The following is a 26,052-nucleotide window of genomic DNA, read 5'->3' as shown; positions in this document are numbered from 1 at the left end:
AAAACAGGACGGTGTGATGCAGTTCGGCTGTTTTCGGACATGCGGGTATCTCCGTTGCTTCAGCAGTTGCAGAAGGCGGCAGGACAGTACATGGCATCCTGCCGCCGTATGCCCGGAACATACCACTTCCGCATGGCGGCGGTAATTATAACACTACCAGCGGATCATGCCTTTTTCATCCAGCGGCAGCGCAGGTACATAGGCAACTTCCCACGGGGTGCCGTCGGGGTCGGCGAAATAGCCGGAATAACCCCATGGTTTGTGCACCGCGGGCGAAAGAATGCGGGCACCTGCATGCTCCGCAGTGGACAGCAGGGCTTCCACCTCTGCCTCGCTGCGCACGTTCTGTGCCAGAGTCATGCCGCCGGGGGCAGGCGACGCGCCTTTCATGCCTATGTCTTCAAGCAGGTTGCCGGCAGGAAAAAGCGCCAGCCATGTTCCGCCCATATCGAAGAAAGCGATGTGCCCGGCGTCCGGTGATTCCACTTCTGTCCAGCCCAGTGCACGGTAAAACTGCCTGCTGCGGTCAAGGTCGGCCACGCCTATGGTGACCAGATTGAGTCGCTGTTCAAATTTGCGATGGGTCATGGGTACCCCGTAACGTTACGGACGCAGAAACGCCCGGTTGAGTGAAAGTTGCCGCACTATGACACACAACCGGAGAAAAAGTCTTGCGGCAATGCGGTGTCGCTGCGCGGGCAATGCCCGGCACATGGTATGGTCAGGCAGGGGCGGGCATGAAAAAAAGCGGGATGCCCATGGACATCCCGCCGGAATCAGCTTGTGACGCAATCAGCGTCCGTTTTTGGTACCCAGCATTTTTTCGTCCGCCTGCGGGCGCGTGCTGCGCTGCTGGACGATTTTTGATCCTTCGGGCACATCGTGTGTCAGCCACACGTTACCGCCGATGATGGACCCTTTGCCGATGGTCACGCGCCCGAGAATGGTGGCACCGGCATACACGGTGACATTGTCTTCCAGAATGGGATGGCGCGGATTACCTTTGATGAGTGTTCCGCTGGCGTCTTTGGGGAAAGAAAGCGCCCCCAGCGTGACCCCCTGATACAGGCGGCAGCCTTTGCCGATGATGCATGTTTCCCCTATGACAACGCCCGTGCCGTGGTCGATGAAGAAGTCTTCGCCGATGCGGGCGCCGGGGTGAATGTCTATGCCCGTTCTGGAGTGTGACATTTCGCTTATGATGCGCGGAATGAGCGGCACATCAAGGTCATACAGGGCATGGGCGATGCGGTGATGCAGCATGGCGGTTATGGACGGATAGCAGAAAACGGTCTCGCCGGGGGTTTTTGCGGCGGGGTCGCCCTCGAATGCTGCGGTGACATCACCCAGCAGCAGCCCGCGTATCTGAGGCAACTGTTCGATGAACCGTTTTGCAAGGTCGTGGGAATAGACATCGCAGCTGTGGCAGTCGTTGGCGAATTCGGCGCAGGTGAAGCAGCCGCCCCGTCGTATCTGGTCTGCCAGTTTGCGGTAGATGGAATCAAGATTGGCCGCCAGATGGTAGCGCATGGACTCCATCTCGATGGATGATTTGCCGAAATATCCCGGAAACAGGGCTGCCTTCAGCCTGTCCACTATTTCCGTCAGCTCTTCCAGCGAGGGCATGGGCGCGTTGTTCAGCGGTTTGCTGAACACTTTGCTGCACGATTCCGGGCTGCACATGGTCTCCACCACATCGTCAAGCCAGTCCATGCCGTCTGCGCATATGTTGTCCGGTTCTTTACTGCAGTTCCTCATATGTGTTCCGTTGCTCTGCTGGAGGGTTGGCAAAAAAGCGTGCTAGCTCTGGCCGGAAAAAAGCGGTGTGCTCAGGTAGCGTTCGCCGGTGTCGCAGACAATGAATACGATGCGCTTGCCTTTCATTTCGGGCCGTCTGGCCGCTTCCAGTGCGGCAAATGCATTTGCCCCCGAGGAAATGCCGCACAGAATACCTTCCTGACGCAGCAGGTCGCGTGCGGTGTTCATGGCATCGTCACCGGAAACCTTGAATACTTCGTCATAGATTCCGGTATCCAGCACTTCAGGGACAAAGCCTGCGCCTATGCCCTGAATGGGGTGGGGTGCGGGAGCACCGCCCGAAAGAACGGGGGATGCTTCAGGTTCCACGGCGATGATGCGCACCCCCGCATTAAGCTCGCGCAGGCGTCTGCCGGTGCCGGTGATGGTGCCGCCGGTGCCTACACCGGCCACAAACGCATCCACTCTGCCGTCTGTGTCGCGCCATATTTCTTCAGCCGTTGTGGCGTAATGTGCCGCGGGGTTGGCGGGATTGGCAAACTGCTGCAGCATGACGGCTCCCGGGGTTTCACGCACGATGCGCTCGGCTTCTGTAATGGCGCCGCGCATACCCTGTGCCGCGGGGGTGAGCACCAGCGTGGTGCCGAAACTGCGCAGCAGTTTTTTACGTTCGTCGCTCATGGATTCCGGCATGGTCAGGGTCAGCCGCAGCCCGTGAACCGCGCAGATGAACGCCAGCCCCACACCGGTATTGCCGCTGGTGGGTTCCACCAGCAACGAATCGGCGTTGATTTCTCCCGACTCCAGTGCCGATTCGATCATGCTGCGGGCGATTCTGTCTTTTACCGAGGCGCAGGGGTTGTAAAATTCCAGTTTGGCGACAACTTCGGCGTGACAACCCCGTGCCAGCCTGTTCAGGCGTACCAGCGGGGTGTTTCCGACCAGAGCGGCCATGTTTTCTGCGATGTTCACGGTGTTTCCTCCATTTGCTGTAAAAAAAGGCCGGAACCGGACGCGCAGTGCGTCCGTTTCCGGCCCCTCGGATGCATGTATGCCCGGGCCGTTTCAGCAGGTACACGCAGGCTTTGCCTGCGCGTCTTCACCGCTGCGGTAGGGCGATATTTCACGCAGACGGGCGATGATGCGCGGCAGTTCGTCCACCACGTAGTCCACATCCGCCTGTGTGTTGAACCGGCTCAGGCTGAACCGGATGGAGCCGTGGGCATAGGTGAACGGCACACCCATGGCACGCAGTACGTGCGAAGGCTCAAGGCTGCCTGAAGTGCATGCCGAACCGGAGCTGGCACATATGCCGTGTCCGTCCATCAGCAGCAGAATGGCTTCGCCTTCGACATATTTGAAGGCGATATTGGTTGTATTGGGCAGTCTGTTGTCCGTATCACCGTTGATGATGGCTTCGGGTATGGCATTGAGCAGGCCGTTCTCCAGCCTGTCGCGCAGCGCCTTGACGGTGGTGCGTTCGGTTTCCATATTCAGGGAAGCCAGCTCGCAGGCTTTGCCCAGCGCGATGATGCCGGCCACATTCTCCGTGCCGGCACGGCGGCCGCGTTCCTGATGTCCGCCCCGCAGAAAAGGCCGGTACGGAGTGCCGCGGCGCACGTACAGCGCTCCCACACCTTTGGGGGCGTGCAGCTTGTGGCCGGAAAGCGCAAGGAAATCCACAGGCACTTCCTGCACGTTTATATGCAGTTTGCCGACGGCCTGCACTGCGTCTGTGTGAAAAAGCGCGCCCTTTTCCTTGACGATGGCTGCAATTTCCTTGATGGGAAAAATGGTGCCGGTCTCATTGTTTGCGTACATCACGGAAACGATGGCCGTGTCTTTGCGCAGGGCACCGCGCAGCTCATCCAGATCAAGACGTCCTTTTTCATCCACACTCAGATACGTGGCTTCATACCCCTTTTTTTCCAGATGCTGTACCAGATTAAGCACAGCGGGGTGTTCCACGCGGGTGGTGATGATATGTTTTTTTTCAGGCTGGGCCTGCAGGGCGGACATGATGGCAGTGTTGTCGCTTTCGGTGCCGCACGAGGTGAAGAGAATTTCTTCGGGCTGGGCGCCCAGCGCACGCGCCACGCGTTCGCGGGCCTCGGCCACCTGACGGCCTACCTGCCCGCCGAAGGTGTGCATGCTGGAAGGGTTGCCGTACAGGTCTTTCAGGTACGGCAGCATTTCGTCCAGCACGGCGGGGTCAACGGCGGTGGTGGCGTTGTTGTCCATATATATGGTGCGCATTTATGAAACCTCCTTCACCGTGATGTCCGGTTCCACGTGTTCGCGCAGCGTACGTTGCACAAAATTGGTCAGCGTGAGCTGGCTGGAAGGGCAGTGGGTACACATGCCGCGCAGGGCGACTTTGACTTCCTTGCCGTCAATGTCCACAAGCTCTATGTCGCCGCCGTCCTTCTGCAGGCTGGGGCGTATATCTTCTTCCAGCGTTTTTACCACCAGCTGCATGCGCTGGACATTGCTGAGGGTACGCGGCTGCGGTTCGGGAACTTCGCAGGCGGCTGTTTTGCCCAGTTCTTCATCCAGCAGCTTCTGTATGTCGTTCAGGCAGTCGCCGCAGCCGCCGCCGGCCTTGGTGAAGTGGGTCACCTCTTCCACCGAGGTCAGTTTGTTTTCGCGTATGCTGCGGATAATCTGCTCGTCGGTCACGCCGAAGCACTTACAGACCAGCTGCCCTTCGTGGTGGTGCTGTTCCACTTCTTCGCCGCGGTAATTTTTAATGGCGGCTTCCAGCGCCTCCTGCCCCATGACGGAGCAGTGCATTTTCTGCTGGGGAAGCCCGCCCAGATAAGCGGTGATGTCCTTGTTGGTCACCTTCATGGCTTCATCCACCGTCATGCCTTTGATCATCTCCGTCAGGGCGGAGGAAGAGGCAATGGCGCTGGCACAGCCGAACGTCTGGAATTTCGCATCTACAATGCGTTCCTGATCGTCAATTTTGAGGTATAGTTTCAAAGCATCGCCGCAGGCAAGGCTTCCTACCTCTCCCACGGCGTTGGCGTCTTCTATGGCACCCGCGTTACGCGGGTTGAGAAAGTGGTCTCGAACCTTGTCGGTGTAATCCCACATGATGATCCTCCGGTCACTGCTGATGGGTGCGCAGAACAGTTGCGCCCTTCACATATAATAATAAACGGGCGCGGGGGAAGTGCACGGAGCGTTTTTTTTTGGACCGTTTCAGTCCGGATAACGCCTTACGGCTGATGTGGCGCGCTTTTCCGGTGTCGATAAAAAAAAGCCTGCTGCACAGGCCGCGGGCGCAATAATCCGGTTGTGCGGGGTGTGCACGCGTCAGATGACACTGGCTCCGCTGAGAATGACCACAAACCGTTTGAACACGTCCATATCTATCTGACTGTGCATTTCTTCGCGCATCAGGCGCAGAACGGCAAAAGGGTTGCGGGCTTCCGCATAGGGCCGGTGCGAAGTGAGAGCGTCGTAGATATCTGCTATGGTGATGGCCCGTACGGGCAGGGGAATCTGCGGGTCAGTCAGCCCGCAGGGATATCCCGAACCGTCCAGTTTTTCATGATGAAACAGGATGCAGTGCAGGGCGTCCTGCGAAAGCGGCATGCGGGTGCACAGTCCTACGCCGGTCAGCGGGTGCAGGTTCACGCTGCGCCGCTCAGCTTCGGTAAGGGGGCCCGGCTTGGTCAGTATGCAGTCCTGCACAGCGGTTTTGCCGATATCATGCAGCATGGCGCCCAGCCCGAACTGTATCAGACTTTCTTCATCAAATCCGTATGTCTGCAGAATGGCCTGCGAATACACAAAAACATGAATGGAGTGCGTGTAGGTGGAGTAGTCGTGCGCAATGAGCGAGGCAATGGTGCCCATGGAATTTTCAAGGGTCAGAAAGCCGATGCCCTCTGTGACAAACTGCAGAATGCGGTCAAAACTGTCGCGCGCCAGCGTGGGCGGAAGTCTGGTGGCAAAGACTTCCTGCACTATTTCGGTGGATGTTTCGTAAAATATGCGGGCCCGCGCGGGCAGGGGTATGCTTTCGTCTGCCAGCACGTCGCCCAGATAACGGGCCACATGCTCTTTATATTCCGGTTTGCGCCGGGTGCGTATGTAGACCTGCTCCACACCGTTGGCGCTCAGTATGCGCCTGTGTCGTTCGGTAAAGCGTTCGCCGGCCTTTGTGTACAGAACGTGGTTTCCGCCCTGCCGGATGTAGAGGCCGAACTGACCCAGCATGTCCGTGCGCAGCATGGCGCAGGGAACAGGCATGAATTCTTCGGCAGAGTGCAATGAGGCCGTCTGTGCCTGGGTCATATTTGTTTCATAGGCTTTAGCTACAGCAAAAGATGCCGATACTGAGTAAAAACACAATTATGACGGTCTTGTAGGGCTCAGGAAACCGATTCGCTCGGTGCTGGCCGTCCGGCAAGGGACGGGGCGGACGGTCCGTAAAAATGTTACTAGAAGAACTCTAGAAATTATAGTGGTGTTATGTCAATAGCATCAGCTGCAAAAAGACAGACAACATATTGCAGCGGCTCTTATGTTTTAGTCAGACCGGCATTGCTCAGCATGAGAACAAAGTTTTTGAAAACATCCATGTCCAGTTCATCAGCCATTTCTCCGCGCATCAGCTGCAGCACCGCAAATGGCGGACGGGCCGCGGCATAGGGTCTTTCAGATGCGAGCGCGTCGTATATGTCTGCAACGGTCACTGCGCGGACTGCAAGCGGAATGGCCGTACCGCCGATTCCTGAAGGATACCCCGAGCCGTCCAGTTTCTCATGATGCAAGAGGATGCAGTTGAGTGTTGTCTGCGGCAGTTCGGTCTGTGCCAGCCGCGCAACTCCCATAAGCGGATGCGTGTTGATGCATTGTCGTTCGGAAGCGGTGAGAGGGCCGGGCTTCAGCAGTATAGAAGAAGGTATCTCGGCTTTGCCGATGTCGTGCAGCATGGCGCCAAGACCTATATGCGCCATGCTTTCATCGGGCAGCCCGTAAGACTGCAGAATGCCCAGCGTGTAGAACGTGGTGTTCAGGCTGTGTGTCCACGAGTGATAATCATGGGCGATGAATCTGCCCAGCGCCGTTATACCGTTGGGCACTTTGAGAAAGGAGATGATATGCTCCACAAGTTGCCGGGCCCGCCGGGCGGTGTCCGCCGGCAATGCTCCGGCGCCGTGCTGTGCAAATACATCCTGCAGTGCGTCGGAGGCTATGCCGTACAGGGCACCGGCCCGTGCTTCTGCGGGCAGTGAATCGTCTGCAAGCACATTGCCGAGATGCTGTTCCACATGTGCCGTGTATGCATGGCGCTGGCTTTCTTTCAGCCATACTTCCGTAACACCGTTTTCGGCCAGCCGTTGTTTGTGCCGGTGTGTGAACATTTCACCGGCGTGTGTGTACAATACAAAGTTGTTGCCCTGTCGCAGATAAACACTGAACAGTGCGGCGTTGTCTGCAAGAAGCATAAGAGGAGAGACACTGAAGTATTGATCTTCGGTGACAACCGGGTGTGATTTTCCGGGCGCTTTTGTGTGGCTGGCTGTGGATTGCATGACGGAGTGTTTATACAGTAACCGGATTATGAAGAAAAGTTAAAATTGTGAGATGGCCGTATGTTGCAGTCGGCTATACAGACTGTGCGGATACAGGTTTCCGGAAAACCGGAAAACTGGCGTTGTGCGGGGTAAAGCGTTACAGATATCTGACGATATGGTTACAAAAGCGGGTGCACCTCTCATTTCGGGAAAAATCAGCGGCGTGCACCGGTGAAGGGAGGCCTGGTAATGTTTTCTAAGATTTCGGTTAAGGCGTTGGCTCTGCTGACCGCAGCTGCCGGACTGGCTGTGCCGCTGTGTGTTGCGGGGTGGCAGTATGCCTCTGCCCCGTCCGGCGATGTGCGCAGCCTGCTGCTGTGGGGGGCGGTGAGCACTGTTGCGGCGTACTGTCTTGTCGTGGTGCCGCTGGCTGTGGTGCTGGTGCGCAAGGTTACGCGTCCCGTGGCGGAAATACAGCAGCGTGTGGAAAAAATTCTGGACGGCGATTACAGCGTCTGCTTTGCCTGTGACGGAGGCGACGAGCTGGCTGAAATGCGTCTTGCACTTGATTCGCTGCTTTCACGGCTCAAGTACAATCTGGGATTTGCACAGGGCGTTCTCAAAGGTATCGATACTCCCTTTGTGGTGGTGGATAACGATGAGGTGCTGACCTACACAAACCCGTCGCTCATCAGTCTGCTGGAGCAGACCGGAAAGCCGGAAGACCACTACGGGCAGAACGTGGCGTTGTTTTTTTACGGCGATGCATCGCGCAGAACAGTGCTCCGCGACAGTCTGGAGCATCATACCGTGACCAGCCGCGAGGTGGATCTGACCACGCGCAAGGGCAACACGCGGCGCATTCAGATTCATGCCTCGCCGCTGTTTGACCTGTCGGGCGGGCTTATGGGCGCATTGTGCATCTATCAGGATCTGACAGACCTGCGTGCGCGCGAGGCGGAGATAGTCTCCAAGAATGAAAGTATCGCCGCCGCAGTGAAATCGTCTGAAACTGTTTCGCTTACCGTGAGTGAAATTGCCGGAAGCGTGGACCAGCTGATAATGCAGTCTGCCAGAGATGCAGAGACACAGACGGAACGGACGGTGGAAAGCGCGTCTGCCATGGAGCAGATGAACGTCGCGGTGCTGGATGTGGCGCGCAGTGCCTCAGCGGCTGCGGAACAGGCGGGCATAGCCTGCGACAAGGCCCGTCAGGGGGCCGGGGTGGTGGAAGAAGCCATGAACGCCATTGACGAGGTGGCGCGGCTGGCGGAAGGCCTGAAGGTGAGCATGGGCGATCTGGGGCGTCAGGCCGAAGGCATAGGACAGGTGATGACGGTCATCAGCGACATTGCCGACCAGACCAACCTGCTGGCGCTTAACGCAGCCATCGAGGCCGCCCGTGCCGGTGACGCCGGACGGGGCTTTGCCGTGGTGGCCGATGAAGTGCGCAAGCTGGCGGAAAAAACCATGCAGGCAACTTCAGAGGTGGGCGCGGCCATTACCTCGATACAGGCGGGCACCCGCAATAATGTGCAGAACGTTGAAGCATCGGTGCTGGCGGTGCAGCGTTCCCGCGAGCTTTCATCGGCTTCCGGTGATTCGCTGCGCGAAATTGTGGATCTGGTCATCCGCACCACCGATCAGGTGCAGGCCATCGCCACGGCAAGCGAAGAACAGTCTTCCACCAGCGAACATATAAGTCAGGCGGTGGACGAGGTGCGCATCATTTCTGAAAATTCGGCGCGTTCGCTGGCTGAAGCCGCGGGCATGGTGCACAAGCTTTCCGCAAAGGCCGGTGAACTGCAGCGCATCATTTCCACGGTGGCGTCTTCGTAACCTGCTGTGCGTTACTCCACGGCTTTTTCTGAACAGCCGGTATGCAAAGCCGTTCCGCATGCGGGGCGGCTTTTTGCATGACCGGAGCACAAACATGCCGCCGCGCTTGCCGTGAGCGGCTGTGTAGGCTACGGTCCGATGATACACTGGGAATGATAACCGCACGGAGGCGGGATGAAGTCGTACAGAAAGGAACTGTGGTTTGAAGTACCTGCGCGCAGAGCCTTTGTGAATATAACGGAAGAGGTGGAAGCCTGCCTGCATGAAAGCGGCATCCGTGAAGGTCTGTGCCTTGTCAACGCCATGCATATTACGGCCAGCGTGTTCATAAATGATGACGAAGCCGGGCTGCATAGCGATTATGACGAATGGCTGGAGCGTCTGGCACCCCATGCGCCTGTGTCGCAGTACAGACACAACGTGGGCGAAGACAACGCCGATGCACACATGAAACGGCAGATAATGGGACGCGAAGTAGTGGTGGCAGTGACACAGGGCAGACTCGACTTCGGCACGTGGGAGCGCATCTTTTACGGTGAGTTCGACGGCCGCCGTAAAAAACGCGCACTGGTTAAAATTATCGGGGAGTGATGCCGGTGCCGCAGTATGAATCCGATGCCGGCCGCCGTGCCGGAGGAGCGCGCCGTGGAATGTGACGGCAGCATGCCGCGCGATGCCGCTGCGACGGCCAGATGCAGGGTGCGGCTGCCGGTACGCATCTGGCGCGCGGTGACGGATGCACGGCGTCCGTGGGCGGTGGATATGATGCTGTATCTTGCCGTCATGACCGGGGTGGTGTGGTTTACGCTGCGCGGTACGGAACAGCTGGGCTACCACTGGCAGTGGCACCGTGCCCTGCGCTATCTTGCGGACACGCGCGGCGGATGGCATGCCGGTCCATTGCTGCAGGGGCTGCTGGTCACCTTCAAGGTATCGGCCGTCAGCCTGGTTCTGGCAGCCGTCATAGGGCTTGCCGCGGTGCTGCTGCGGCTTTCGCGTTCTGTGGTGGGGCGGGCTCTTGCTGTCTGTTATCTTGAGACTGTCCGCAATACGCCGCTGCTCATTCAGCTTTTTGTCATGTACTTTGTGGTGGCCCCGCTGACGGGCATGGACAGGTTTTTTTCCGCCGTGCTCGCGCTCAGCTTGTTTGAAGGCGCCTATATATCGGAAATAATCCGTGCGGGCATACAGGCTGTACCTGCCGGTCAGTGGGAGGCTGCACGCAGTCTGGGGCTGACCCGCGCGGCCACTTACCGCAAGGTTGTGCTGCCGCAGGCGCTGGGACATGTGCTGCCGCCGCTTACCGGGCAGATGGTCACACTGGTTAAAGATTCGGCGCTGGTAAGCACCATTGCCATTTACGACCTGACCATGCAGGCGCAGGCCATTATTGCAGAAACATTTCTGGTTTTTGAAATCTGGTTTATGGTGGCTGCCATGTATCTTGTCGTTACGCTCAGTCTTTCACTGCTGGCACAGCGCCTTGAGTGCCGGCTGAGAACCGGATCAAAGGCATGTCGCAAGGCTGCCGCATAAGGAGGATTTGTATGAAACGGATGCTGACTGCGGCGGTTGCCGCCGTGCTGCTGCTTGGTCTGGCCGCCGGAGCCTGGGCCGATGTGCGGCAGGAACTTACCCGGCAGAGCACCATCGCCCGTGCGGTGGACAGAGGCGTGCTGAAGGTGGGTTTTTCCACGTTTGTTCCGTGGGCCATGAAAGACAAGCAGGGTGAGTTCATCGGGTTCGAGGTGGATGTGGCCAGACGTCTGGCAGCTGATCTCGGGCTGGAAGTGCAGTTTGTGCCCACCAAATGGTCGGGCATCATACCCGCGCTGCTTACGGGCAAATTTGATGTGATTATCGGCGGCATGAGTGTGAAGCCGGACAGAAATATTTCCGTCAACTTCACTATTCCCTATGATTATGCCGGTATGGCCGTCATGGCGCACAAAGGGAAAGCCGCGGGCTTTTCGCGGCTGGAAGATTTTGACCGGGAGGACGTGGTTGTGGTGGCCCGCATAGGCACCACGGCAGCTTCCGTGGCCAAAAAATATTTTCCTGCAGCGCAGGTGCGTCTGTTTGATGACGAAGCGCAGGCGGTACAGGAACTGCTTAACGGACGTGCCCACGCCATGGTTTCCAGCGCCCCGCTGCCTGCCTTTACCGTGCTGGAACATCCCGACACGCTTTTTATGCCGGTGGAAGGAACCTTTACCCGTGAGCCTGTGGGATTTGCCGTGCGTAAAGGCGACATAGACACGCTGAATGTGTTCAACAACTGGATACGCATGGTCGAATCAGAAGGCTGGCTGAAAGAGCGCAAGCATTACTGGTTTGAAACAAAAGACTGGGAAAGCAGGATCAAATAACTCCGGAGCGCCGCGGCGGAAACTGTGCGGCTTCCGTCGCGGCAGCCGGTATTGTGCCGCGTTGCCGACCTTTTCATGAAAAAAAACACACACCGGTTCTGTCTGCTTGACTATCTGCTGCTGGCTGCCTGCTGCGTGCTGCCTGCTTTTTTTGCATGGCGCATCTGGACAGGGGCAGGATACGACTGGCAGTGGCATGTGATATGGCAGTATTTTTTCCGGCACGACGCGCAGGCGGGCTGGGTGCCTAACCTGCTTGTGCAGGGACTGTTGACCACCATACGGCTGAGCATCTGGGCCACTCTGCTGGCCGTGGTCTTCGGCACGCTGGCCGGTCTGGCCCGTGTGAGCCGCAGCCGCCTGCGGCGTATGCTGGCCCGCACCTATGTAGAGAGCGTGCGCAATCTGCCGCCGCTGGTGCTGGTATTCATTTTTTATTTTTTTGTCAGTTCGCAGGTGATGCCTGCCACCGGTCTGGAGGATGCTCTGTACCGCCTTTCGCCTTTGCAGCAGCGCATTGTGGAGTTTCTGCTGGGGCCGTTGCCCGCTGTGTCTGCATTTACGGCCGGCGTGCTTACTCTTGCCATTTACGAAGGCGCCTATATAGCTGAAATCGTGCGGGCCGGTGTGGAATCTGTTCCGCGCGGGCAGTGGGAGGCTTCCGCCTCGCTGGGGTTCGGGCGTTTTGACATGCTGCGGCTGGTTATTTTTCCTCAGGCGCTCAAGGTCATCATTCCCCCGCTGGCAGGACAGTTCATCTCCACGATCAAAGATTCGGCCATAGTATCCGTCATTTCTGTTCAGGAACTGACCTTTCAGGGGCTGGAGCTCATGGCGTCCACATTCAGAACGTTCGAGGTGTGGACAACCATTGCCCTGCTGTATCTGATGCTCACGCTGTTTTGCTCTCTGCTTGCGCGCAAGGTGGAAGCGCGGCTGCGCTGGCGGGCCTGATACGGCGCGGCGCGTTTTTCCGCGGGACTGCTGCGGCCGGCTGCCGGACAAAGCCCGTCCTGCGGGGTCAGGCCGGTCTTTCTTTTTCCTGCAGCAGCGAGATGATGCGCTGGGCCATGCTGGCAAGGTCGGGTTTGGAAATCTGATCGTCAGCGCCCACAGATTCGCCTTTATGCCGCAGTTCCGGTGTGATGAGCGACGAGTACAGGATGACGGGCACGTTTCTGGTCAGCGGGTCCTGCTTGATGGTCTTGGTCAGCGACAGGCCGTCCATCAGCGGCATTTCAATGTCGGATATGAGAATGTCGACAAAGTCGGACAGCGGGCGGTTTTCCTCTTCGGCTCTTGCCGCTTCGGCGCGCAGCATGGTCAGGGCTTCCTGCCCGTTGGTGGCTATCATGGGTTCTATGTTGGCGGCCTTCAGGTTGGCCACAAGCATGTTGCGGATGGAGGGAGAATCATCGCTGACTATGGCTTTGTAGCGTCTGGGGGCGGTCACCCCCGTGCCTACCTGCCCGCGGGTGGAGGCGTCCAGATCGGCGATGATGTGTTCAAGATCCACCAGCTGGATGAATTTATCATCCATTTTGACTATGCCCACCACAGAATCGGCCCCGATACCCGCGAGAAAACGTCCCGGAGGCTGCACCGACTGCCAGCCCACTCTGTGGATATCCGTCACGCCGGAAACCAGAAATCCGGTGGTGGTTCCGCTGAACTGGGTGACCATGATCACATCGTGTTTGTGCCGCACCACATCAAGCCCCAGCCATTTGCCCAGATCAAGAACCGGCACTGTAAGGCCGCGCAGGGGAATAATGCCCATGAAACACGGGTTGGTGGCTGATTCCGGCGAATCCAGAGCCGGAGCCTCGATAACCTGCATCACTTTGGCCACATTGACTCCCAGATAGCAGGCCTGCTGGCCGGTGTCTGTACGATGGTTCAGAAACAGCTCCAGCACTTCCAGCTCGTTTGTGCCTGCTTCCAGCAGAATATTGTGTTCGGAACTCATGCTACCCCCTGTTGCGGAGAGGTGACGTAACGGCGCCGGAAGATCCGTGCCGGTGTTATTCCGCTATCTGGCAGATGTGCTGCCGCCAGCGGTCTATCTGGTCTTCGTACAGTGCTGCTCCGGCTTCAAACCCGCACTCCGTGCAGGTCACCCGCAGGTTTGTTCAGCGTCCGTGCAGCAGGGCCGGTGCGCCGCATGCAATACAGATTAGCGCTATGTCTTCGCCATTGTCAGTTATACACTGTACTGTCTCATGCCCGCTTGTATTATTTTTCATGCCGCCGTCCTGCGCCCGCCGCAGACCTACCGGTCCTGCGCATGTTTGCGCAGCTCATCGGCCAAGGCCAGTATGGTGTTGGCATAGCGGGTGCTTTTATTATAATGCATGAGCACTTTCTGTTGTTTTTTCCGGCTGATGCCTTCTTTCCAGCCATGTTCGCTAAGATACCGCGACAGGCTGAATACCGCATCGGGCACGCTGAACAGGTTCACTTTGCCGTTGCCGTCGCCGTCCGCCCCGAAACGGGGAATGTTGGAAGGCATGAACTGACACAGACCCACGGCACCGTATACCGAACCGGGCATGGCAACGGGGTCCAGATTGTGCTGCTGCGACCAGCTGAGCAGCGCTTTAAGCTCTTCATAGGCCCAGTCGGATTTTTCGCGGGTGCGCTTGTCCGCCCAGGTTCTGCGGTCGGCTTTGCTCAGGTCTATACTGCCCAGACTGCCGGCCATTATGGCGGTGCTGTTGGTGGCCGCCAGCGAAGAAAGATTGTGCAGAGCCGCGGCGCTGCCCAGATACGCGCCCAGCCGTGTTTCCACAAAAAGCAGCCCCGTGGCGACCTCGGGCGGAATGCCGAACCGCTGCCGGGCCGCCTGCAGCGGCGCACTGTGTTGCCGCATGAAAGCGGCCGCTTTTTCTACATTGGCGCTGGTGACCACACCGGGGTATACGGGTGGCGGGGCGGGCGCTTTTTTTCCGGTGTCTTTGGATTTTGCGGGTGCAGGCGGCGGAAATTTGATGCGGTAGAGGGCCGAAATTTTGCGTGCCATGGGGGCGGGTGAATAGGATTCGCCCATGCGCGCGTACAGCATGATGATGTGCTCTGCGTCGAACCCGTCGCGTATCAGGCGGGTGGCCAGCGGCAGCCAGCCAGCCTGTTCCACTATGCTGTGCGGGTCGCACTGGGCGCGCAGGGTGTCCGCCGTGCGCAAGTGTTCCTGCCGGGGTGAAAGCTGTGCGCTGGCAAGCAGTGTTGCGTCATTTGTCTGCTGTTGCGCAGCTGTGCCTGCCCGTGCCTGCGGTGCGGCGCACAGCAGCAGCAAACATAAGCAGATTGCCCGGAGCATTGAAGTCATTGTATGATTCCTGTAAATTCTGATTTATAGAGTCGTGTACTGTCTATACTACGCCGCCCGCGCTTTTATCGCAACGGGTACCGCAAAGGGAAATACGGTGTGCAGCGTCATGAAACGTGATATGGGAACCGAACAGTTGCAGGAGCGTGCCGGAAGGCTGGTGCGTTTTGTCACGCGGGATATCTGGTTGCAGGATATGGAAAAAGCCCGGGGCAGGCGCAGGGGGATTCTGGGTGTGCTGCGCTGGCTGTATCTGGTGGTGCACGGATTTGTGGCCGACCAGTGCCTGCTGCGCGCTTCTGCGCTTACCTACACCACGGTGCTTTCCATCGTGCCCACGCTGGCGGTGGCGTTTTCCATTTCCAAGGGGCTGGGCATCCAGAATACCGAGTTCATCAGAGTGCTGCTGATGCGCATAGCCGCAGGCAGAGAAGACACCGTGACCCAGATTCTGGCCTATGTGGACAATACCAATGTGAAAACGCTGGGGGCCGTGGGGCTGCTTGCGCTGTTCGTCACGGTGGGGTCGCTCATGGGCACCATTGAAAAGGCGTTCAACTCCATCTGGGGTGTGGCCAGAGGCCGTACTCTGTGGCGCAAGTTCACGGACTTTTTTTCTGTGACTCTGGTCTGTCCCATTGTCATGGCGGCGGCTTTTTCGTTTTCTGTTTCGTTGCGGCACGAAACGCTGGTGCAGAAGCTGCTCAATGTAGGCATTGTCAGCTACGCTTATGTGGCGTTTCTCAAGATGGTGCCGTTTCTGATGATCGCCCTGATGCTGTTTTTTATCTATGTGTTCATTCCCAACACGCGGGTGCGCTTCGGCAGTGCGCTGCTGGGCGGGCTGGTGGCGGGGCTGCTGTGGACTCTGGCAGAAGGAGCCTATGTGGGCTACCAGATAGGCGCGGCCAGATACAATGCCATCTACGGCGGTTTTGCGCAGCTGCCGCTTTTTCTCATCTGGGTGTACGTGACATGGGTGATTGTGCTGCTGGGGGCGGAGGTCAGCTTTGCCGTGCAGAATGTCCGTACCTTTGAAAGTGAAATACGGGCCGATACGGCCAGCCGTGAAGAACGGGATAAACTTGCGGTGCTGGTCATGCTGGCGCTGACAAGGGCTTTTTACGCCACGGCCGGCCCTGTGCCGCTGGACAGGCTGTGCATGGTCGCGCGTGCTCCTGTGCGTCTGGTGCAGGATACGCTGGCTGCCATGGAGCGCGTTTCTCTGGTGGTGGGAACCGAAGGCGACGACCCGCGTTATGCGCTGACAGCCCCGCCCGAATCAATCCGTGTCATGGACATACTGCTGGCGTTGGCCAGTCACAAAGTTACGGGCGACAGGCCGCCGGTGACAGAAGATTTTCCTTTTGTGGATGCCGTGTTCCGCAGGTTTTACGAGGCTTCGGCAGCCAGCACGGGTAATCTTTCACTGAAAGAGTTTCACGACGGGCATCTGCCGGACAGCTTTGCCGCGGAACTTGTGCCTCCTGAACGCGGTTCTGTTGTGCAGGGGGGCTGACGGGGCCGGAAACGGCAGATCAGTGCGGTGTCTCTGGCTGCGGAGCAAACGGCGAACAGGGATCGGTGAAGCAGTCAAATGCGGTCCGGGCTTCGGGCGTTTTCCGGTATTCCAGCACATGCCGGTTGAAGGTTTCCAGAAATCCGGGGTGGGCCGCCAGAAATGTGTTTGAAAAATAGACCCCCAGCGGTTTGTTTTTGAGGGGGTACACCCGCAGCCTGTCAGACAGATTTTCCGCGGTGATTATTTTTTCAAGCACAAGATCATTGGCCACAATGGCGTCTATGCGCCGGGCCAGCAGCATTTCCACCAGCAGACGGGTATTCGGCGGCGTACCCAGCACTTTGTATTCGTTGCATTCCAGCCAGTACAGCATGTTGGAACCGTTGAAGGCACCCACGCAGGCCGTATCTTTAAATTCTTTCATATCCGGCGTCATGGTGCTTTCGCTCAGTATGCACCAGTCCCACTGTTGTTCCGCAATGGTGACAGAATGCGTGGCGTACACGTCGCGTGCCTCGTTCTGGGATGCGGCGAAAAAACCGTCGGAATAGCCGTTCCTGACCATCATCTGTGCACGTCCCCACGGTACGACCACAAGATCGAGTGCCACATTCATACGCGCAAGTGCATATCGGACAGCCCGTACAGCCATTCCGTCAAATGTGCCTTCTGCAGTATAAAAACTGTACGGGCACATGATATGTGTGGCCAGCGAGATGCTTTCCGGAGGTGCGCTGCGGGCCGCTGTCGCATGAATGCAGACAACCAGCGTGATCATAAGCGCAATATATACGCGGCGTATTGCTGTCATGGCAAAGAAGTACCATGAGCAGACCGGCTATGCAGTGACGTTATTTTTTTTGTGCAGTTAAAAAACAGGTGCGGTCCGGTACTCCGTGAACCGTGCGGGACAGGATACGGCCGCACCGCGGGAGCGCATAGGGCGTTCCCGCGGTGCGGTGACGGAGATTATCTGTAGGCTTTTTCGAAAATATCAAGGACAGCGGCTTCGTCCAGTTCCACCGGCGTCACATGAAAAAGTCCGCCCATGCTTTCGCGTGCATTACGGGCAAGCGCGGGCAGGTCGGAACGCTTCACACCGAAATCAGACATTTTCAGTTCTGCCAGCCCGCAGTCGGCTTTCAGCTTTGCCAGCGCGTGAACAAATGCCTCAGGCTGACGTTCTTCGGGCAGGCTGTCCACATCTACACCCATGAAATAGCCCAGATGCGTCATTCTTTCGGGAACAAATCTGGCCAGATGGCTGAAGTACGCTTCGGACAGCATGACCAGTCCGGCACCATGCGGAATGTCGGGATAAAATGCCGAAAGCGCATGCTCAAGCGAATGGTGCGATATGCACGACGACAGTGATTCGCAGATGCCGGCGGCTGTGGATGCCCACGCAAGCATGGTGCGTGTTTCGGGGTTGCTTCCGTCGTGCACGCACTGCGGCAGAAATGTCGAGATAAGATGGATGGCCTGCTGGGCCAGCAGGTCGCTGGAGGGCTGGTTGCAGGTGGCCAGATATGCTTCTGTGGCGTGGAAAAAGGCGTCCATGCCGGTATAGGCGGTGACACTGGGCGGTACGCTGAGCATCAGCATGGGGTCGATGATGGAAAAACGGGGAAACGTGGAGTCGTTGCCCCAGCCTATTTTTTCACGCGTGGCGGTGTTGGTGATGACTGTCCACGGGTCGGCCTCTGTGCCGGTACCCGCGGTGGTGGGAATGGCAATGACAGGCAGCGCCGGTTCCGGCGGTGTTTTGCCGCCGCCGGTGCCGCCCATGTAGTCCCAGTAGTCTCCGGGGTTTGCGGCCATGAGGGCGATGGATTTTGCGGAATCGATGCTGCTGCCGCCTCCCAGCCCGACGATGAAATCACAGCGGGCCGAGCGTGCCAGCGCGGCTCCTTCCATCACATGCTCTTTGACAGGGTTTGGCTGTATGCGATCATACACTTCGCTTTCGCAGCCGTTTTGCGCCAGCAGCGAGCGTACCTGTTCCAGATACCCGAGCTTTTTCATGGAACCACCGGCGCTGACCACAACCAGTGCTCTGGTGCCCGGCAGGGGTTCTCCGGCCAGCCGGCGCAGGGTGCCTTGTCCGAAAATAAGCCGTGTGGGCATGTGAAAATTAAAATGCATCATGATAACACTCCTTCCGGCGGATTTACTGTGCGGGGCAGACCGCGCGACGTGCGGCTGCCCTGTCATGTGTGGCAAGTTTACAGCAGGCTAGCAGGTATGGTTGTCCGGTGCCATGATAGCGGCATGGCCCTGCTGTCCGTATGCCTGACAGTTTCTGGTGTACCCCCTGACAGGGCAGGGACACAAGGAAAAGGCTGTTTTATACTGTACCGGCCGCATGATACGGCGGTTCGGGGGCGGGCAAAGCACCGTGCAGCGGTCCGGTGACGGGCACAGGGACGGGAACGGGCCTGCGGAGATGAAAAAAAAGCGGCAGCGGAAGATGCTCCGCTGCCGCCCTTGGTGTCAGCGCATCAGAAAAGCGCCGTAGGCTTTGACCGTGGCGTACAGGTCGGCCTTGCTTGCCAGCTCGAACGGGCTGTGCATGCCCAGAATGGCCGGACCGAAGTCTATGATGTCCATGCCGTAGGCCGCAAGATACATGGCCACGGTGCCGCCGCCGCCCAGATCAACGCGGCCCAGTTCCGCCATCTGCCACGGTATGCCCTGTTCATTCAGCACCCCGCGCAGCCAGCCCACATATTCCGGATGGGCGTCGTTGGCCTCGTACTTGCCGCGGTGTCCGGTGAATTTGCAGAAGCAGGGACCGTATCCGATGATGGCCGCATTGAGTTTTTCATGCAGGTCCTGCCAGTCGGGGTCCATGGCGCCGTGCACATCGGCGGAAATGGCACGGGTGTTCAGCATTACATCGGAAAAACGCGCCGCGGGCTGCCATGCCGCAATGAGGTCGGCTATGCAGTATTCAAAAAATCTCGATTTGGCGCCGGTGGATCCTTCGGAACCGATCTCCTCTTTGTCCCAGAACAGCACACAGCGGGTGTATTCCGGCGTGCCGTCCCGCAGCAGGGCTTCCAGAGCGGCAAACACGCATATGCGGTCGTCCTGCCCGTAGCCGCCGATAAGCGCGCTGTCCAGCCCCACATACCGTGCGGGACCGGCCGGTACGGCCTGCAGTTCGGCAGAATACAGGTCTTCCTCCACTATGCCGTATTTGGCGTGCAGTATTTCAAGAATACGTGCTTTAATTTTTTCCTTGGGGGGCTGCTGTGTGTCTGCGTCTTTGCTGTCTGCGGCATTTTCCACAGGGCGGTGGGCAAGGATGATATTCATTTTTTCCGCTTCAAACGCTTCGGAGAGCGTCTGGCCCGACTGTTTCTGCGCCAGATGGGGCAGCAGGTCGGATATGGCGAATACCGGGTCACCGGCGTCATCGCCCACGTTGACCCGCACGACGGTGCCGTCTTCCTTTACCACCACGCCGTGCAGGGCCAGCGGGCGCGAAAGCCACTGGTATTTGCGGATGCCGCCGTAGTAGTGGGTTTTTGCCTGACCGACGCCGCAGGCTTCGTACAGCGGGTGCTGTTTCAGGTCGATGCGCGGCGTGTCGGCGTGCGCCCCGATGAGCCGCAGCCCCTGCGAAATCGAGTTGCGGCCTTTGGCAGCGATGAAAATGGTTTTGTCTTTGAACACGCGGTAGACGCGGTCATGTGCGAAGTTCTGCGTGTATCCTGCGCTGCGCAGCCGTTCCACAACATATTCCATGGTTTCCCGCTCTGTTTTGCAGCGCGATATAAAGTCGATGTATCGTTCTGCCAGCTCGTCCATGGGCTGTGCGTGTTCTTCAGTACCGTATATTTCCCAGCAGCTTTTGGGGGTATGTTCCAGCTTTGCGTTCATGCGAATGTTTCTCCGGTGATTCAGTGGGTGCACAAAAAAGTCCGGTTTTGTGCTGTGATGCGGCTGCGGCATCGCGCAGCCGTCTGGTCAGCGTATATCTGCTCCCTCGGCTTTGCGCGCCGTGAGCAGGGCGTCAAAATAGCGGATGGTTTCTGCCAGTCCTTCATCTATATCCACGGCGGGTTCCCATTCCAGATGACGGCGGGCCATGCTTATGTCCGGTCTGCGGCGCTGCGGGTCGTCTGCGGGCAGCGGTTTGAATACAAGTTCGGAGCGCGAGCCGGTGAGGGTGATGATTTTGTCGGCAAGTTCAAGCACCGTACGTTCGGAGGGATTGCCCAGATTGACCGGCCCGCAGAAATCGGCCGGGCTGTGCATCAGCCGCAGCAGGCCCGACACCAGATCGTCCACATAGCAGAATGACCGCGTCTGCGAGCCGTCGCCGTAAATGGTAATGGGTTTGTGCTGCAGTGCCTGCAGGATGAAATTTGACACAACCCTGCCGTCATTCGGGTGCATGTTGGGGCCGTAGGTGTTGAAAATACGGGCGATTTTTATTTCCACACCGTGTTGCCGCCGGTAGTCCATAAAAAGCGTTTCGGCGCAGCGCTTGCCTTCGTCGTAGCACGACCGCGGCCCGATGGGGTTCACGCGCCCCCAGTAGTCTTCCTGCTGGGGGTGTATTTCCGGGTCGCCGTACACTTCGCTGGTGGATGCCTGCAGAATGCGTGCTTTGACCCGTTTGGCAAGACCCAGCATATTGATGCTGCCGTGTACGCATGTCTTTGTGGTCTGCACGGGGTCAAACTGGTAATGCACCGGTGATGCCGGACAGGCCAGATTGTATATTTCGTCCACCTCTATGTAGAGCGGAAAGGTGATGTCGTGACGCAGCAGCTCAAAGCGCGGGTTATCCAGCAGGTCGCGCACATGGTCGCGGCTGCCGGTGAAATAGTTGTCCACACACAGCACCTCTGCACCTCTGTCGAGCAGCACCCGGCACAGGTGCGAACCGATGAAGCCCGCCCCGCCGGTTACCAGAATGCGCTTGCGGGCAAGATTTTTGAATTCTCCCTGTTGCATGCAGTTCTCCGTTTGATGGCTGTCGGGGATATTCAGACGTTCAGGGCCTGTGCCAGCGCGCCCGCTGCCAGTTTGAATTCTTCGTCGGTCAGGGTTCTGGGGTCAAGGCAGAAAGCGTCTTCCAGCAGCATGCCGGCCAGCGGCGGGTCGGTGTCCAGCAGGCGGTTTTTCAGCTCGGTGGCGGAAACGGATGCCGGATGCACGCAGGCCAGTGTGGTGGGCAGGTCGCGTTCGGGAAAAGAGCCCCCGCCCACGCGTGAAGCGCCCTTGCGCAGGGTTACCGTGGCGCGGTCTTCCAGTGTTCTGCGCAGGCGGGCGGCAAGCCGTCGTGCGCGGCGGGCCAGTTCGTCCGGGGTGGCCAGAATCATGGCAAGCGTGGGAATTTCGCGTCTGGCGCGGTCCATGTCTGTATACAGCCGCAAAGTGGCTTCCAGCGCGGCGAGTGTCATTTTATCAATGCGCAGGGCGCGGTTCATGGGGTTTTTCTTGATGCGTTCTATTATTTCACGCCGCCCCACTATAATGCCTGCCTGCGGGCCGCCCAGCACTTTGTCTCCCGAAAAAGTGACCACGTCGGCACCGTCAGCCACCACCTGTTGCACTGTGGGTTCGTGCCCCATGCCCAGGCCGGAAAAATCATAAAACACACCGCTGCCCAGATCTTCAATGACCGGAAGCCGGTGCTGTCTGCCCAGACTGCACAGTTCTTCCAGCGGCACCTCTTTGTGGAATCCCGTGATGCGGTAATTGGAGGTATGCACCTTGAGCAGCGCCGCCGTGTTTTCGTTGATGGCCCCGGCATAGTCTTTGAGATGCGTGCGGTTGGTGGCGCCCACCTCGCGCAGTATGGCGCCGCTGCGGGTCATCACATCGGGAATGCGGAAACTGCCGCCTATTTCCACCAGCTGCCCGCGTGAGACGATGACCTCTCTGCCTTTGCACAGAGTGTCCAGCACCAGCAGTACGGCGGCGGCATTGTTGTTGACCACCAGACCGGCTTCTGCGCCTGTCACGCTTTTCAGTATTTCTTCCACATGGCTGTAGCGGCTGCCGCGTTCACCGGTGGCAAGGTCGAACTCAAGGTTGGAGTAGTGGGCGCATGCCTGACTGACGGCGCGTGTGGCTTCTGCCGCCAGCAGCGAACGGCCCAGATTGGTGTGCACCACCACGCCCGTGCCGTTGAGAACCCGCCGGAAACGCGGCCTGCTTTTGGCTGCGACATATGCGGTCAGGCGCGGCAGCAGCGCATCCAGCGAAAGCGCTTCGGGACTGGAGTGCACTCCGGCGCGGATTTCTTCGCGGCAGATATCCAGAAATGCGTTGATATGCTCGCGCAGCATGGCGCGCGGCATGCTGGCTGCGTCATTGCCGGTGGGTGGGGTATCTTTCCGGCTGCGGGAACCGGAAGCGGCTTCCTGCGGCCGGGCCGCCAGCGCGTGCAGCACGGCATCAACAGAGGGCAGAGAGCGGAAAAGCTGGTTCACAGGCGCTTCCTTGGCTGATTGGTGGCATGACGACGGTGGGCGATGCCTTGTGCTGCCGGAGTACGGCGCAGCATGGTCCGGGTTTAGCCGGTCGCCGCGTATGCACAGCAAGGGGCTTGCCGGCCGCAGACCGGCTAACCCGCCGGAACCTCATCCGTCTTACGGTCTCAGATATTCCGGATGGAGTGTAAAGAAGTCGGCCAGCAAATACAAGGAGCCGCAGATAAGCACAGGATTTTCCGCAGCGTATGCGGCGGCCTTGTCCAGCGCTTCACGCACGGATGCGCAGGGTATTGTTTCTGTCGGCCCATCCGGGGCGCCGCCCAGCCGCACGGCCAGCTCCTGCGGGGTTGCGGCGCGTGAGTTCTGCGTCAGGGCGGGCAGCAGCACCGGCCCGTCGGTCAGGGCCGACAGCAGGTCCGGTATTCCTTCAAGGTTCTTATCTTTCATGGCGCCGAAAATGATTGCAGCAGGGCGGATATTTTCCGCCGCGAGGGCTGCCTGCAGCGCACGGAGCCCGTGCAGATTGTGGCCGCCGTCCAGAATGAGCGCCGGGTGGTCCGGGGCAGGTGCGATGTGCTGCATGCGGCCCGCTATCCACGCATCGGCTATGCCCAGCGTTACCACATCGGACCAGGGGATGAGAGTGGGACGCGGAAGGGCTTTTTCATCCATGACGGTCTGCAGGGCCGCCACGGCCAGCGCCGCGTTGTGCAGCTGGTGGACACCGTTCAGCACCGGGCGGGCCTCTTCCGGCAGTGAATCGGGGCCGGCAGCCACTGTAAATGGGGCACCGGCGGTATTGCTGGCATTTTTCAGTATTTCAAGCACGGCATCAGTCTGGCGGGCCGATACGACAGGCACATTGCTGCGGATGGCACCGGCTTTGTCCGCGGCTATTTTTTCAACGGTGTCACCGAGAATCTGCTGATGATCCAGCGCCACGGGGGTGAATACCACGGTATCGGCCGCTATGGCTGTGGTGGCATCGTACGTGCCCCCCAGACCGGCTTCAAAAACAGCCAGATCAACTTCGTAGTCTGCAAAGGCCAGTGCAGCCAGCACGGTCAGAAATTCAAAATACGTCAGCACTTCACCGCCGGCGGCCATAATATCGTTGGCCAGTACCAGCCAGTCTTCTTCGGGCAGCATCTCGCCGTCCACCAGCACGCGTTCGCGCGGGGTAATAAAATGAGGAGAGATGAACAGGCCCGTGCTGAATCCGGCTCCGGTGGCAATGGAAGCCATGAAGGTGGCTGTGGAACCTTTACCGTTGGTGCCCACAACCTGCACCACAGGGTATTCCGGACGGGTAAGCTCCAGCTCTTCCAGCACGCGTTTGATGCGCGCCAGATCAAGCTCCATGTGAAACAGCCCCAGATTGTCCAGATGCGCCAGCACGTCGGCGTAGCTGGTAAAAGGCCCCTGAGGCATGGTGGTATCAAAATCCGCAGCGTTGTCGTTCATGTCTTGTCACTCCGTGGCGTGATGCGGGCGCATGCCCTGTGCAAAGCACCCGTATGGGATGCGGCCGCGTCCGTCAATATAAATACGTCATAAACACGCTGCGGACTCTTGACCGGCGGCCCTGCTTCGGATAAGAACATCATCCTCGCGCGCGCCTGTAGCTCAGTCGGATAGAGCAACTGCCTTCTAAGCAGTCGGCCAGGGGTTCGAATCCTCTCAGGCGCGCCAGTTATGAAAGTAAGGGCTTATCATGAAAATATGGTAAGCCCTTTTTTCGTCGGAAACGGTTTTCCAACCCTATTTCCAACCTTGAGGTGGAAAATTGGGGTGGCTTGGTGCAACGCAGGCTCTATACTGAGGAAAGGGGCAGGTACTATGGCGCGCATGAAGAGCTTGCGTAAGCTTCCCCTAAGAAGACACAGGCCAAAACTGGAGTTTTCTGGCATATCCCCGTCAGGAGACTTTCATGAAGAAATCACGATTCACTGAGACGCAGATATTCTCGATCCTCAAAGAGGGCGAAGCCGGTATCAAAGTCAAAGACATCTGCCGCGTCCACGGTATTTCCGACGCCACCTATTATAGCTGGAAATCCAAGTATGGAGGCATGCAGGCTTCCGATCTGAAACGGATGAAGGATATGGAGGCTGAGCTGGCGCAGTTGAAGCGGATGTATGCGGACATGGCCCTCGAAAACCGTGCTTTGAAGGATCTGATCGAAAAAAAGCTTTAAGGCCGACCGGGAAACGCGAGGCGGTCGCTTATCTGACTGTCGAGCACAATCTGTCCATACTACGCAGTTGCCGCTGTGTGGGCTTATCCAGGACGGCCTATTATCGGTTGCCTGCAAGTGGGAGCCGTGATCACGAAGTCGTCGAGGCGATCAACTCGTTACTCGACAAACACCCTCGCTGGGGATTCTGGAAGTGCTTCAAGGTACTGCGTCGCAAGCATTGCTGGAACCACAAGAGGGTATATCGCGTCTACTGCGAGCTGCGGCTGAACCTGAAGAGCCGGGCAAAAAAGCGATTGCCTCAACGCACTAAGCAGCCGCTGTCGATCCCGGCCCAGCCCAATCTGACGTGGTCTGCCGACTTCATGAGCGACTCGCTTTATGCGGGGAAACGATTTCGAACCTTCAACGTTATTGACGACTTCAACCGCGAACTGCTGCACGTCGAAATTGACACGTCCATTACCGGAAGGCGGCTAATCCGAGTGTTTGAACGGCTACGCCTGGAACGAGGCCTTCCCCAAGTGCTAAGGACGGACAACGGACCGGAATTCCTTTCCGGTGAGTTCGTAGCCTGGGCCGAGTCGGCAGGAATGAGCATCCAATATATTCAACCCGGAGAACCTAATCAGAACGCGTACATTGAACGGTTCAACCGGACATATCGCGCCGAAGTGCTTGATCTCTATCTCTTCAGGACTCTGAATGAGGTCCGGGAGATCACCCACTGGTGGAAGATTGAATACAACGAACAGCGGCCCCATGACTCTCTCGGGGACCTGACACCCTCCGAGTTTTTATCCAACAACGCTGGAAACTCTATTTTTCAACTGTCCTCTTGACGGGGAAGCTTACGACGGGGAAGCTTACGATCGCAGCATACGGTTGATTGGTCGTTGGGGCAGCTAAAAAACAACCTGAGCAACGCCAAGAACCCCGCATATTCAACACTGACGAAATGGACGTAAGCCACGGCTCGCAGTTTCTGCAGGATTTGGAAAACAATATTGTGGCGCAGTTCACAGGTACCGAGACGCCTGTACCCTC

Annotated in this window: 22 protein-coding genes and 1 tRNA gene; 8 read left to right on the top strand and 15 right to left on the bottom strand. The window is 58.2% G+C overall.

The window, feature by feature from the left end:
- Positions 1–153 precede the first annotated feature (153 nt).
- The 7 genes from ACZ5D1_RS13470 to ACZ5D1_RS13440 all read right to left on the bottom strand — a co-directional run bounded on the left by ACZ5D1_RS13470 (position 154) and on the right by ACZ5D1_RS13440 (position 7,223).
- Positions 154–588: a VOC family protein gene (locus ACZ5D1_RS13470; RefSeq protein ID WP_464555146.1), complete on the bottom strand. Its 435-nt coding sequence runs from the start codon at positions 586–588 to the stop codon at positions 154–156.
- Positions 589–792: 204 nt separating this feature from the next.
- Positions 793–1,758 (bottom strand): serine O-acetyltransferase EpsC, encoded by a 966-nt coding sequence (gene epsC / locus ACZ5D1_RS13465; RefSeq protein ID WP_011368837.1) that lies wholly within the window; start codon positions 1,756–1,758, stop codon positions 793–795.
- 42 nt (positions 1,759–1,800) lie between these two features.
- Entirely contained in the window at positions 1,801–2,730 is a 930-nt protein-coding gene (cysK, locus tag ACZ5D1_RS13460) for a cysteine synthase A (RefSeq protein ID WP_464555145.1), read from the bottom strand.
- A 93-nt stretch (positions 2,731–2,823) separates the two neighbouring features.
- Positions 2,824–4,014, bottom strand: coding sequence for a cysteine desulfurase NifS (nifS, locus tag ACZ5D1_RS13455; protein ID WP_011368835.1), 1,191 nt, complete (start codon positions 4,012–4,014; stop codon positions 2,824–2,826).
- Positions 4,015–4,857 (bottom strand): Fe-S cluster assembly protein NifU, encoded by an 843-nt coding sequence (gene nifU, locus ACZ5D1_RS13450; RefSeq protein WP_011368834.1) that lies wholly within the window; start codon positions 4,855–4,857, stop codon positions 4,015–4,017.
- Positions 4,858–5,079: 222 nt separating this feature from the next.
- The gene (locus ACZ5D1_RS13445) at positions 5,080–6,066 is read right to left on the bottom strand and encodes an HD-GYP domain-containing protein (protein ID WP_011368833.1); all 987 of its coding nucleotides are present in this window, start codon (positions 6,064–6,066) and stop codon (positions 5,080–5,082) included.
- 227 nt (positions 6,067–6,293) lie between these two features.
- Positions 6,294–7,223 (bottom strand): HD-GYP domain-containing protein, encoded by a 930-nt coding sequence (locus ACZ5D1_RS13440; RefSeq protein ID WP_464555143.1) that lies wholly within the window; start codon positions 7,221–7,223, stop codon positions 6,294–6,296.
- 318 nt (positions 7,224–7,541) lie between these two features.
- Here ACZ5D1_RS13440 and ACZ5D1_RS13435 point away from each other — a divergent pair, with 318 nt between their 5' ends.
- The 5 genes from ACZ5D1_RS13435 (at position 7,542) to ACZ5D1_RS13415 (ending at position 12,454) form a co-directional block, all read left to right on the top strand.
- Positions 7,542–9,131 carry a methyl-accepting chemotaxis protein gene (locus ACZ5D1_RS13435; RefSeq protein ID WP_011368831.1) on the top strand — a complete coding sequence of 530 codons (1,590 nt, stop codon included), beginning with the start codon at positions 7,542–7,544 and terminating at the stop codon, positions 9,129–9,131.
- Between the two features lie 174 nt (positions 9,132–9,305).
- Positions 9,306–9,722, top strand: coding sequence for a secondary thiamine-phosphate synthase enzyme YjbQ (locus tag ACZ5D1_RS13430; protein ID WP_011368830.1), 417 nt, complete (start codon positions 9,306–9,308; stop codon positions 9,720–9,722).
- 15 nt (positions 9,723–9,737) lie between these two features.
- On the top strand, positions 9,738–10,667 hold the full coding sequence (locus ACZ5D1_RS13425; protein ID WP_273193386.1) for an amino acid ABC transporter permease: 930 nt from the start codon (positions 9,738–9,740) through the stop codon (positions 10,665–10,667).
- 11 nt (positions 10,668–10,678) lie between these two features.
- Positions 10,679–11,500 (top strand): transporter substrate-binding domain-containing protein, encoded by an 822-nt coding sequence (locus ACZ5D1_RS13420; RefSeq protein ID WP_011368828.1) that lies wholly within the window; start codon positions 10,679–10,681, stop codon positions 11,498–11,500.
- Positions 11,501–11,575: 75 nt separating this feature from the next.
- Positions 11,576–12,454: an amino acid ABC transporter permease gene (locus ACZ5D1_RS13415; protein ID WP_464555139.1), complete on the top strand. Its 879-nt coding sequence runs from the start codon at positions 11,576–11,578 to the stop codon at positions 12,452–12,454.
- 67 nt (positions 12,455–12,521) lie between these two features.
- Here the strand turns inward: ACZ5D1_RS13415 and ACZ5D1_RS13410 are convergent, their stop codons facing one another.
- Together ACZ5D1_RS13410 and ACZ5D1_RS13405 are read right to left on the bottom strand one after the other, a co-directional pair.
- The gene (locus tag ACZ5D1_RS13410; protein ID WP_011368826.1) at positions 12,522–13,469 is read right to left on the bottom strand and encodes a chemotaxis protein; all 948 of its coding nucleotides are present in this window, start codon (positions 13,467–13,469) and stop codon (positions 12,522–12,524) included.
- Positions 13,470–13,772: 303 nt separating this feature from the next.
- On the bottom strand, positions 13,773–14,828 hold the full coding sequence (locus ACZ5D1_RS13405) for a lytic murein transglycosylase (protein WP_464555137.1): 1,056 nt from the start codon (positions 14,826–14,828) through the stop codon (positions 13,773–13,775).
- A gap of 109 nt (positions 14,829–14,937) precedes the next feature.
- Between ACZ5D1_RS13405 and ACZ5D1_RS13400 the strand changes: the two genes are divergently transcribed.
- Positions 14,938–16,347 (top strand): YihY/virulence factor BrkB family protein, encoded by a 1,410-nt coding sequence (locus tag ACZ5D1_RS13400; RefSeq protein ID WP_464555135.1) that lies wholly within the window; start codon positions 14,938–14,940, stop codon positions 16,345–16,347.
- Between the two features lie 19 nt (positions 16,348–16,366).
- Here ACZ5D1_RS13400 and ACZ5D1_RS13395 read toward each other — a convergent pair whose 3' ends face one another.
- From ACZ5D1_RS13395 to ACZ5D1_RS13370, 6 genes are all read right to left on the bottom strand, one after another.
- Positions 16,367–17,161 carry a substrate-binding periplasmic protein gene (locus tag ACZ5D1_RS13395; RefSeq protein ID WP_011368823.1) on the bottom strand — a complete coding sequence of 265 codons (795 nt, stop codon included), beginning with the start codon at positions 17,159–17,161 and terminating at the stop codon, positions 16,367–16,369.
- 158 nt (positions 17,162–17,319) lie between these two features.
- Positions 17,320–18,498 carry an iron-containing alcohol dehydrogenase gene (locus ACZ5D1_RS13390; protein ID WP_011368822.1) on the bottom strand — a complete coding sequence of 393 codons (1,179 nt, stop codon included), beginning with the start codon at positions 18,496–18,498 and terminating at the stop codon, positions 17,320–17,322.
- Positions 18,499–18,843: 345 nt separating this feature from the next.
- Positions 18,844–20,238: an aminopeptidase gene (locus tag ACZ5D1_RS13385; protein WP_464555133.1), complete on the bottom strand. Its 1,395-nt coding sequence runs from the start codon at positions 20,236–20,238 to the stop codon at positions 18,844–18,846.
- A gap of 87 nt (positions 20,239–20,325) precedes the next feature.
- Entirely contained in the window at positions 20,326–21,321 is a 996-nt protein-coding gene (locus ACZ5D1_RS13380; protein ID WP_027182399.1) for a UDP-glucuronic acid decarboxylase family protein, read from the bottom strand.
- 32 nt (positions 21,322–21,353) lie between these two features.
- Positions 21,354–22,805 carry an L-seryl-tRNA(Sec) selenium transferase gene (gene selA, locus ACZ5D1_RS13375; protein ID WP_011368819.1) on the bottom strand — a complete coding sequence of 484 codons (1,452 nt, stop codon included), beginning with the start codon at positions 22,803–22,805 and terminating at the stop codon, positions 21,354–21,356.
- A gap of 159 nt (positions 22,806–22,964) precedes the next feature.
- Complete coding sequence (locus ACZ5D1_RS13370) at positions 22,965–24,272, bottom strand: bifunctional folylpolyglutamate synthase/dihydrofolate synthase (protein WP_011368818.1); 1,308 nt, start codon at positions 24,270–24,272, stop codon at positions 22,965–22,967.
- Positions 24,273–24,423: 151 nt separating this feature from the next.
- On the opposite strand from ACZ5D1_RS13370, the gene ACZ5D1_RS13365 reads away from it, so the two are divergent.
- Both ACZ5D1_RS13365 and ACZ5D1_RS13360 read left to right on the top strand, forming a co-directional pair.
- Positions 24,424–24,500, top strand: a tRNA-Arg gene (locus ACZ5D1_RS13365).
- A 238-nt stretch (positions 24,501–24,738) separates the two neighbouring features.
- Positions 24,739–25,847 (top strand): IS3 family transposase gene (locus ACZ5D1_RS13360; RefSeq protein ID WP_464555131.1). Its coding sequence is split into 2 segments (ribosomal slippage): positions 24,739–25,000 and positions 25,000–25,847, totalling 1,110 coding nucleotides; the frame shifts between segments, so codons are not numbered across the junction.
- Positions 25,848–26,052: the final 205 nt, after the last annotated feature.

This window comes from Oleidesulfovibrio vietnamensis (assembly GCF_055388115.1).
This window is presented reverse-complemented; position numbering and strand designations above follow the sequence as displayed.

Coding starts and splice junctions, on each gene's coding strand:
- ACZ5D1_RS13470 (WP_464555146.1), bottom strand. CDS start 588: ATGACCCATCGCAAATTTGAACAGCGACTCAATCTGGTCACCATAGGC.
- epsC (WP_011368837.1), bottom strand. CDS start 1,758: ATGAGGAACTGCAGTAAAGAACCGGACAACATATGCGCAGACGGCATG.
- nifS (WP_011368835.1), bottom strand. CDS start 4,014: ATGCGCACCATATATATGGACAACAACGCCACCACCGCCGTTGACCCC.
- nifU (WP_011368834.1), bottom strand. CDS start 4,857: ATGTGGGATTACACCGACAAGGTTCGAGACCACTTTCTCAACCCGCGT.
- ACZ5D1_RS13445 (WP_011368833.1), bottom strand. CDS start 6,066: ATGACCCAGGCACAGACGGCCTCATTGCACTCTGCCGAAGAATTCATG.
- ACZ5D1_RS13440 (WP_464555143.1), bottom strand. CDS start 7,223: ATGCTTCTTGCAGACAACGCCGCACTGTTCAGTGTTTATCTGCGACAG.
- ACZ5D1_RS13435 (WP_011368831.1), top strand. CDS start 7,542: ATGTTTTCTAAGATTTCGGTTAAGGCGTTGGCTCTGCTGACCGCAGCT.
- ACZ5D1_RS13430 (WP_011368830.1), top strand. CDS start 9,306: ATGAAGTCGTACAGAAAGGAACTGTGGTTTGAAGTACCTGCGCGCAGA.
- ACZ5D1_RS13425 (WP_273193386.1), top strand. CDS start 9,738: ATGAATCCGATGCCGGCCGCCGTGCCGGAGGAGCGCGCCGTGGAATGT.
- ACZ5D1_RS13420 (WP_011368828.1), top strand. CDS start 10,679: ATGAAACGGATGCTGACTGCGGCGGTTGCCGCCGTGCTGCTGCTTGGT.
- ACZ5D1_RS13415 (WP_464555139.1), top strand. CDS start 11,576: ATGAAAAAAAACACACACCGGTTCTGTCTGCTTGACTATCTGCTGCTG.
- ACZ5D1_RS13410 (WP_011368826.1), bottom strand. CDS start 13,469: ATGAGTTCCGAACACAATATTCTGCTGGAAGCAGGCACAAACGAGCTG.
- ACZ5D1_RS13405 (WP_464555137.1), bottom strand. CDS start 14,828: ATGACTTCAATGCTCCGGGCAATCTGCTTATGTTTGCTGCTGCTGTGC.
- ACZ5D1_RS13400 (WP_464555135.1), top strand. CDS start 14,938: ATGAAACGTGATATGGGAACCGAACAGTTGCAGGAGCGTGCCGGAAGG.
- ACZ5D1_RS13395 (WP_011368823.1), bottom strand. CDS start 17,161: ATGACAGCAATACGCCGCGTATATATTGCGCTTATGATCACGCTGGTT.
- ACZ5D1_RS13390 (WP_011368822.1), bottom strand. CDS start 18,498: ATGATGCATTTTAATTTTCACATGCCCACACGGCTTATTTTCGGACAA.
- ACZ5D1_RS13385 (WP_464555133.1), bottom strand. CDS start 20,238: ATGAACGCAAAGCTGGAACATACCCCCAAAAGCTGCTGGGAAATATAC.
- ACZ5D1_RS13380 (WP_027182399.1), bottom strand. CDS start 21,321: ATGCAACAGGGAGAATTCAAAAATCTTGCCCGCAAGCGCATTCTGGTA.
- ACZ5D1_RS13370 (WP_011368818.1), bottom strand. CDS start 24,272: ATGAACGACAACGCTGCGGATTTTGATACCACCATGCCTCAGGGGCCT.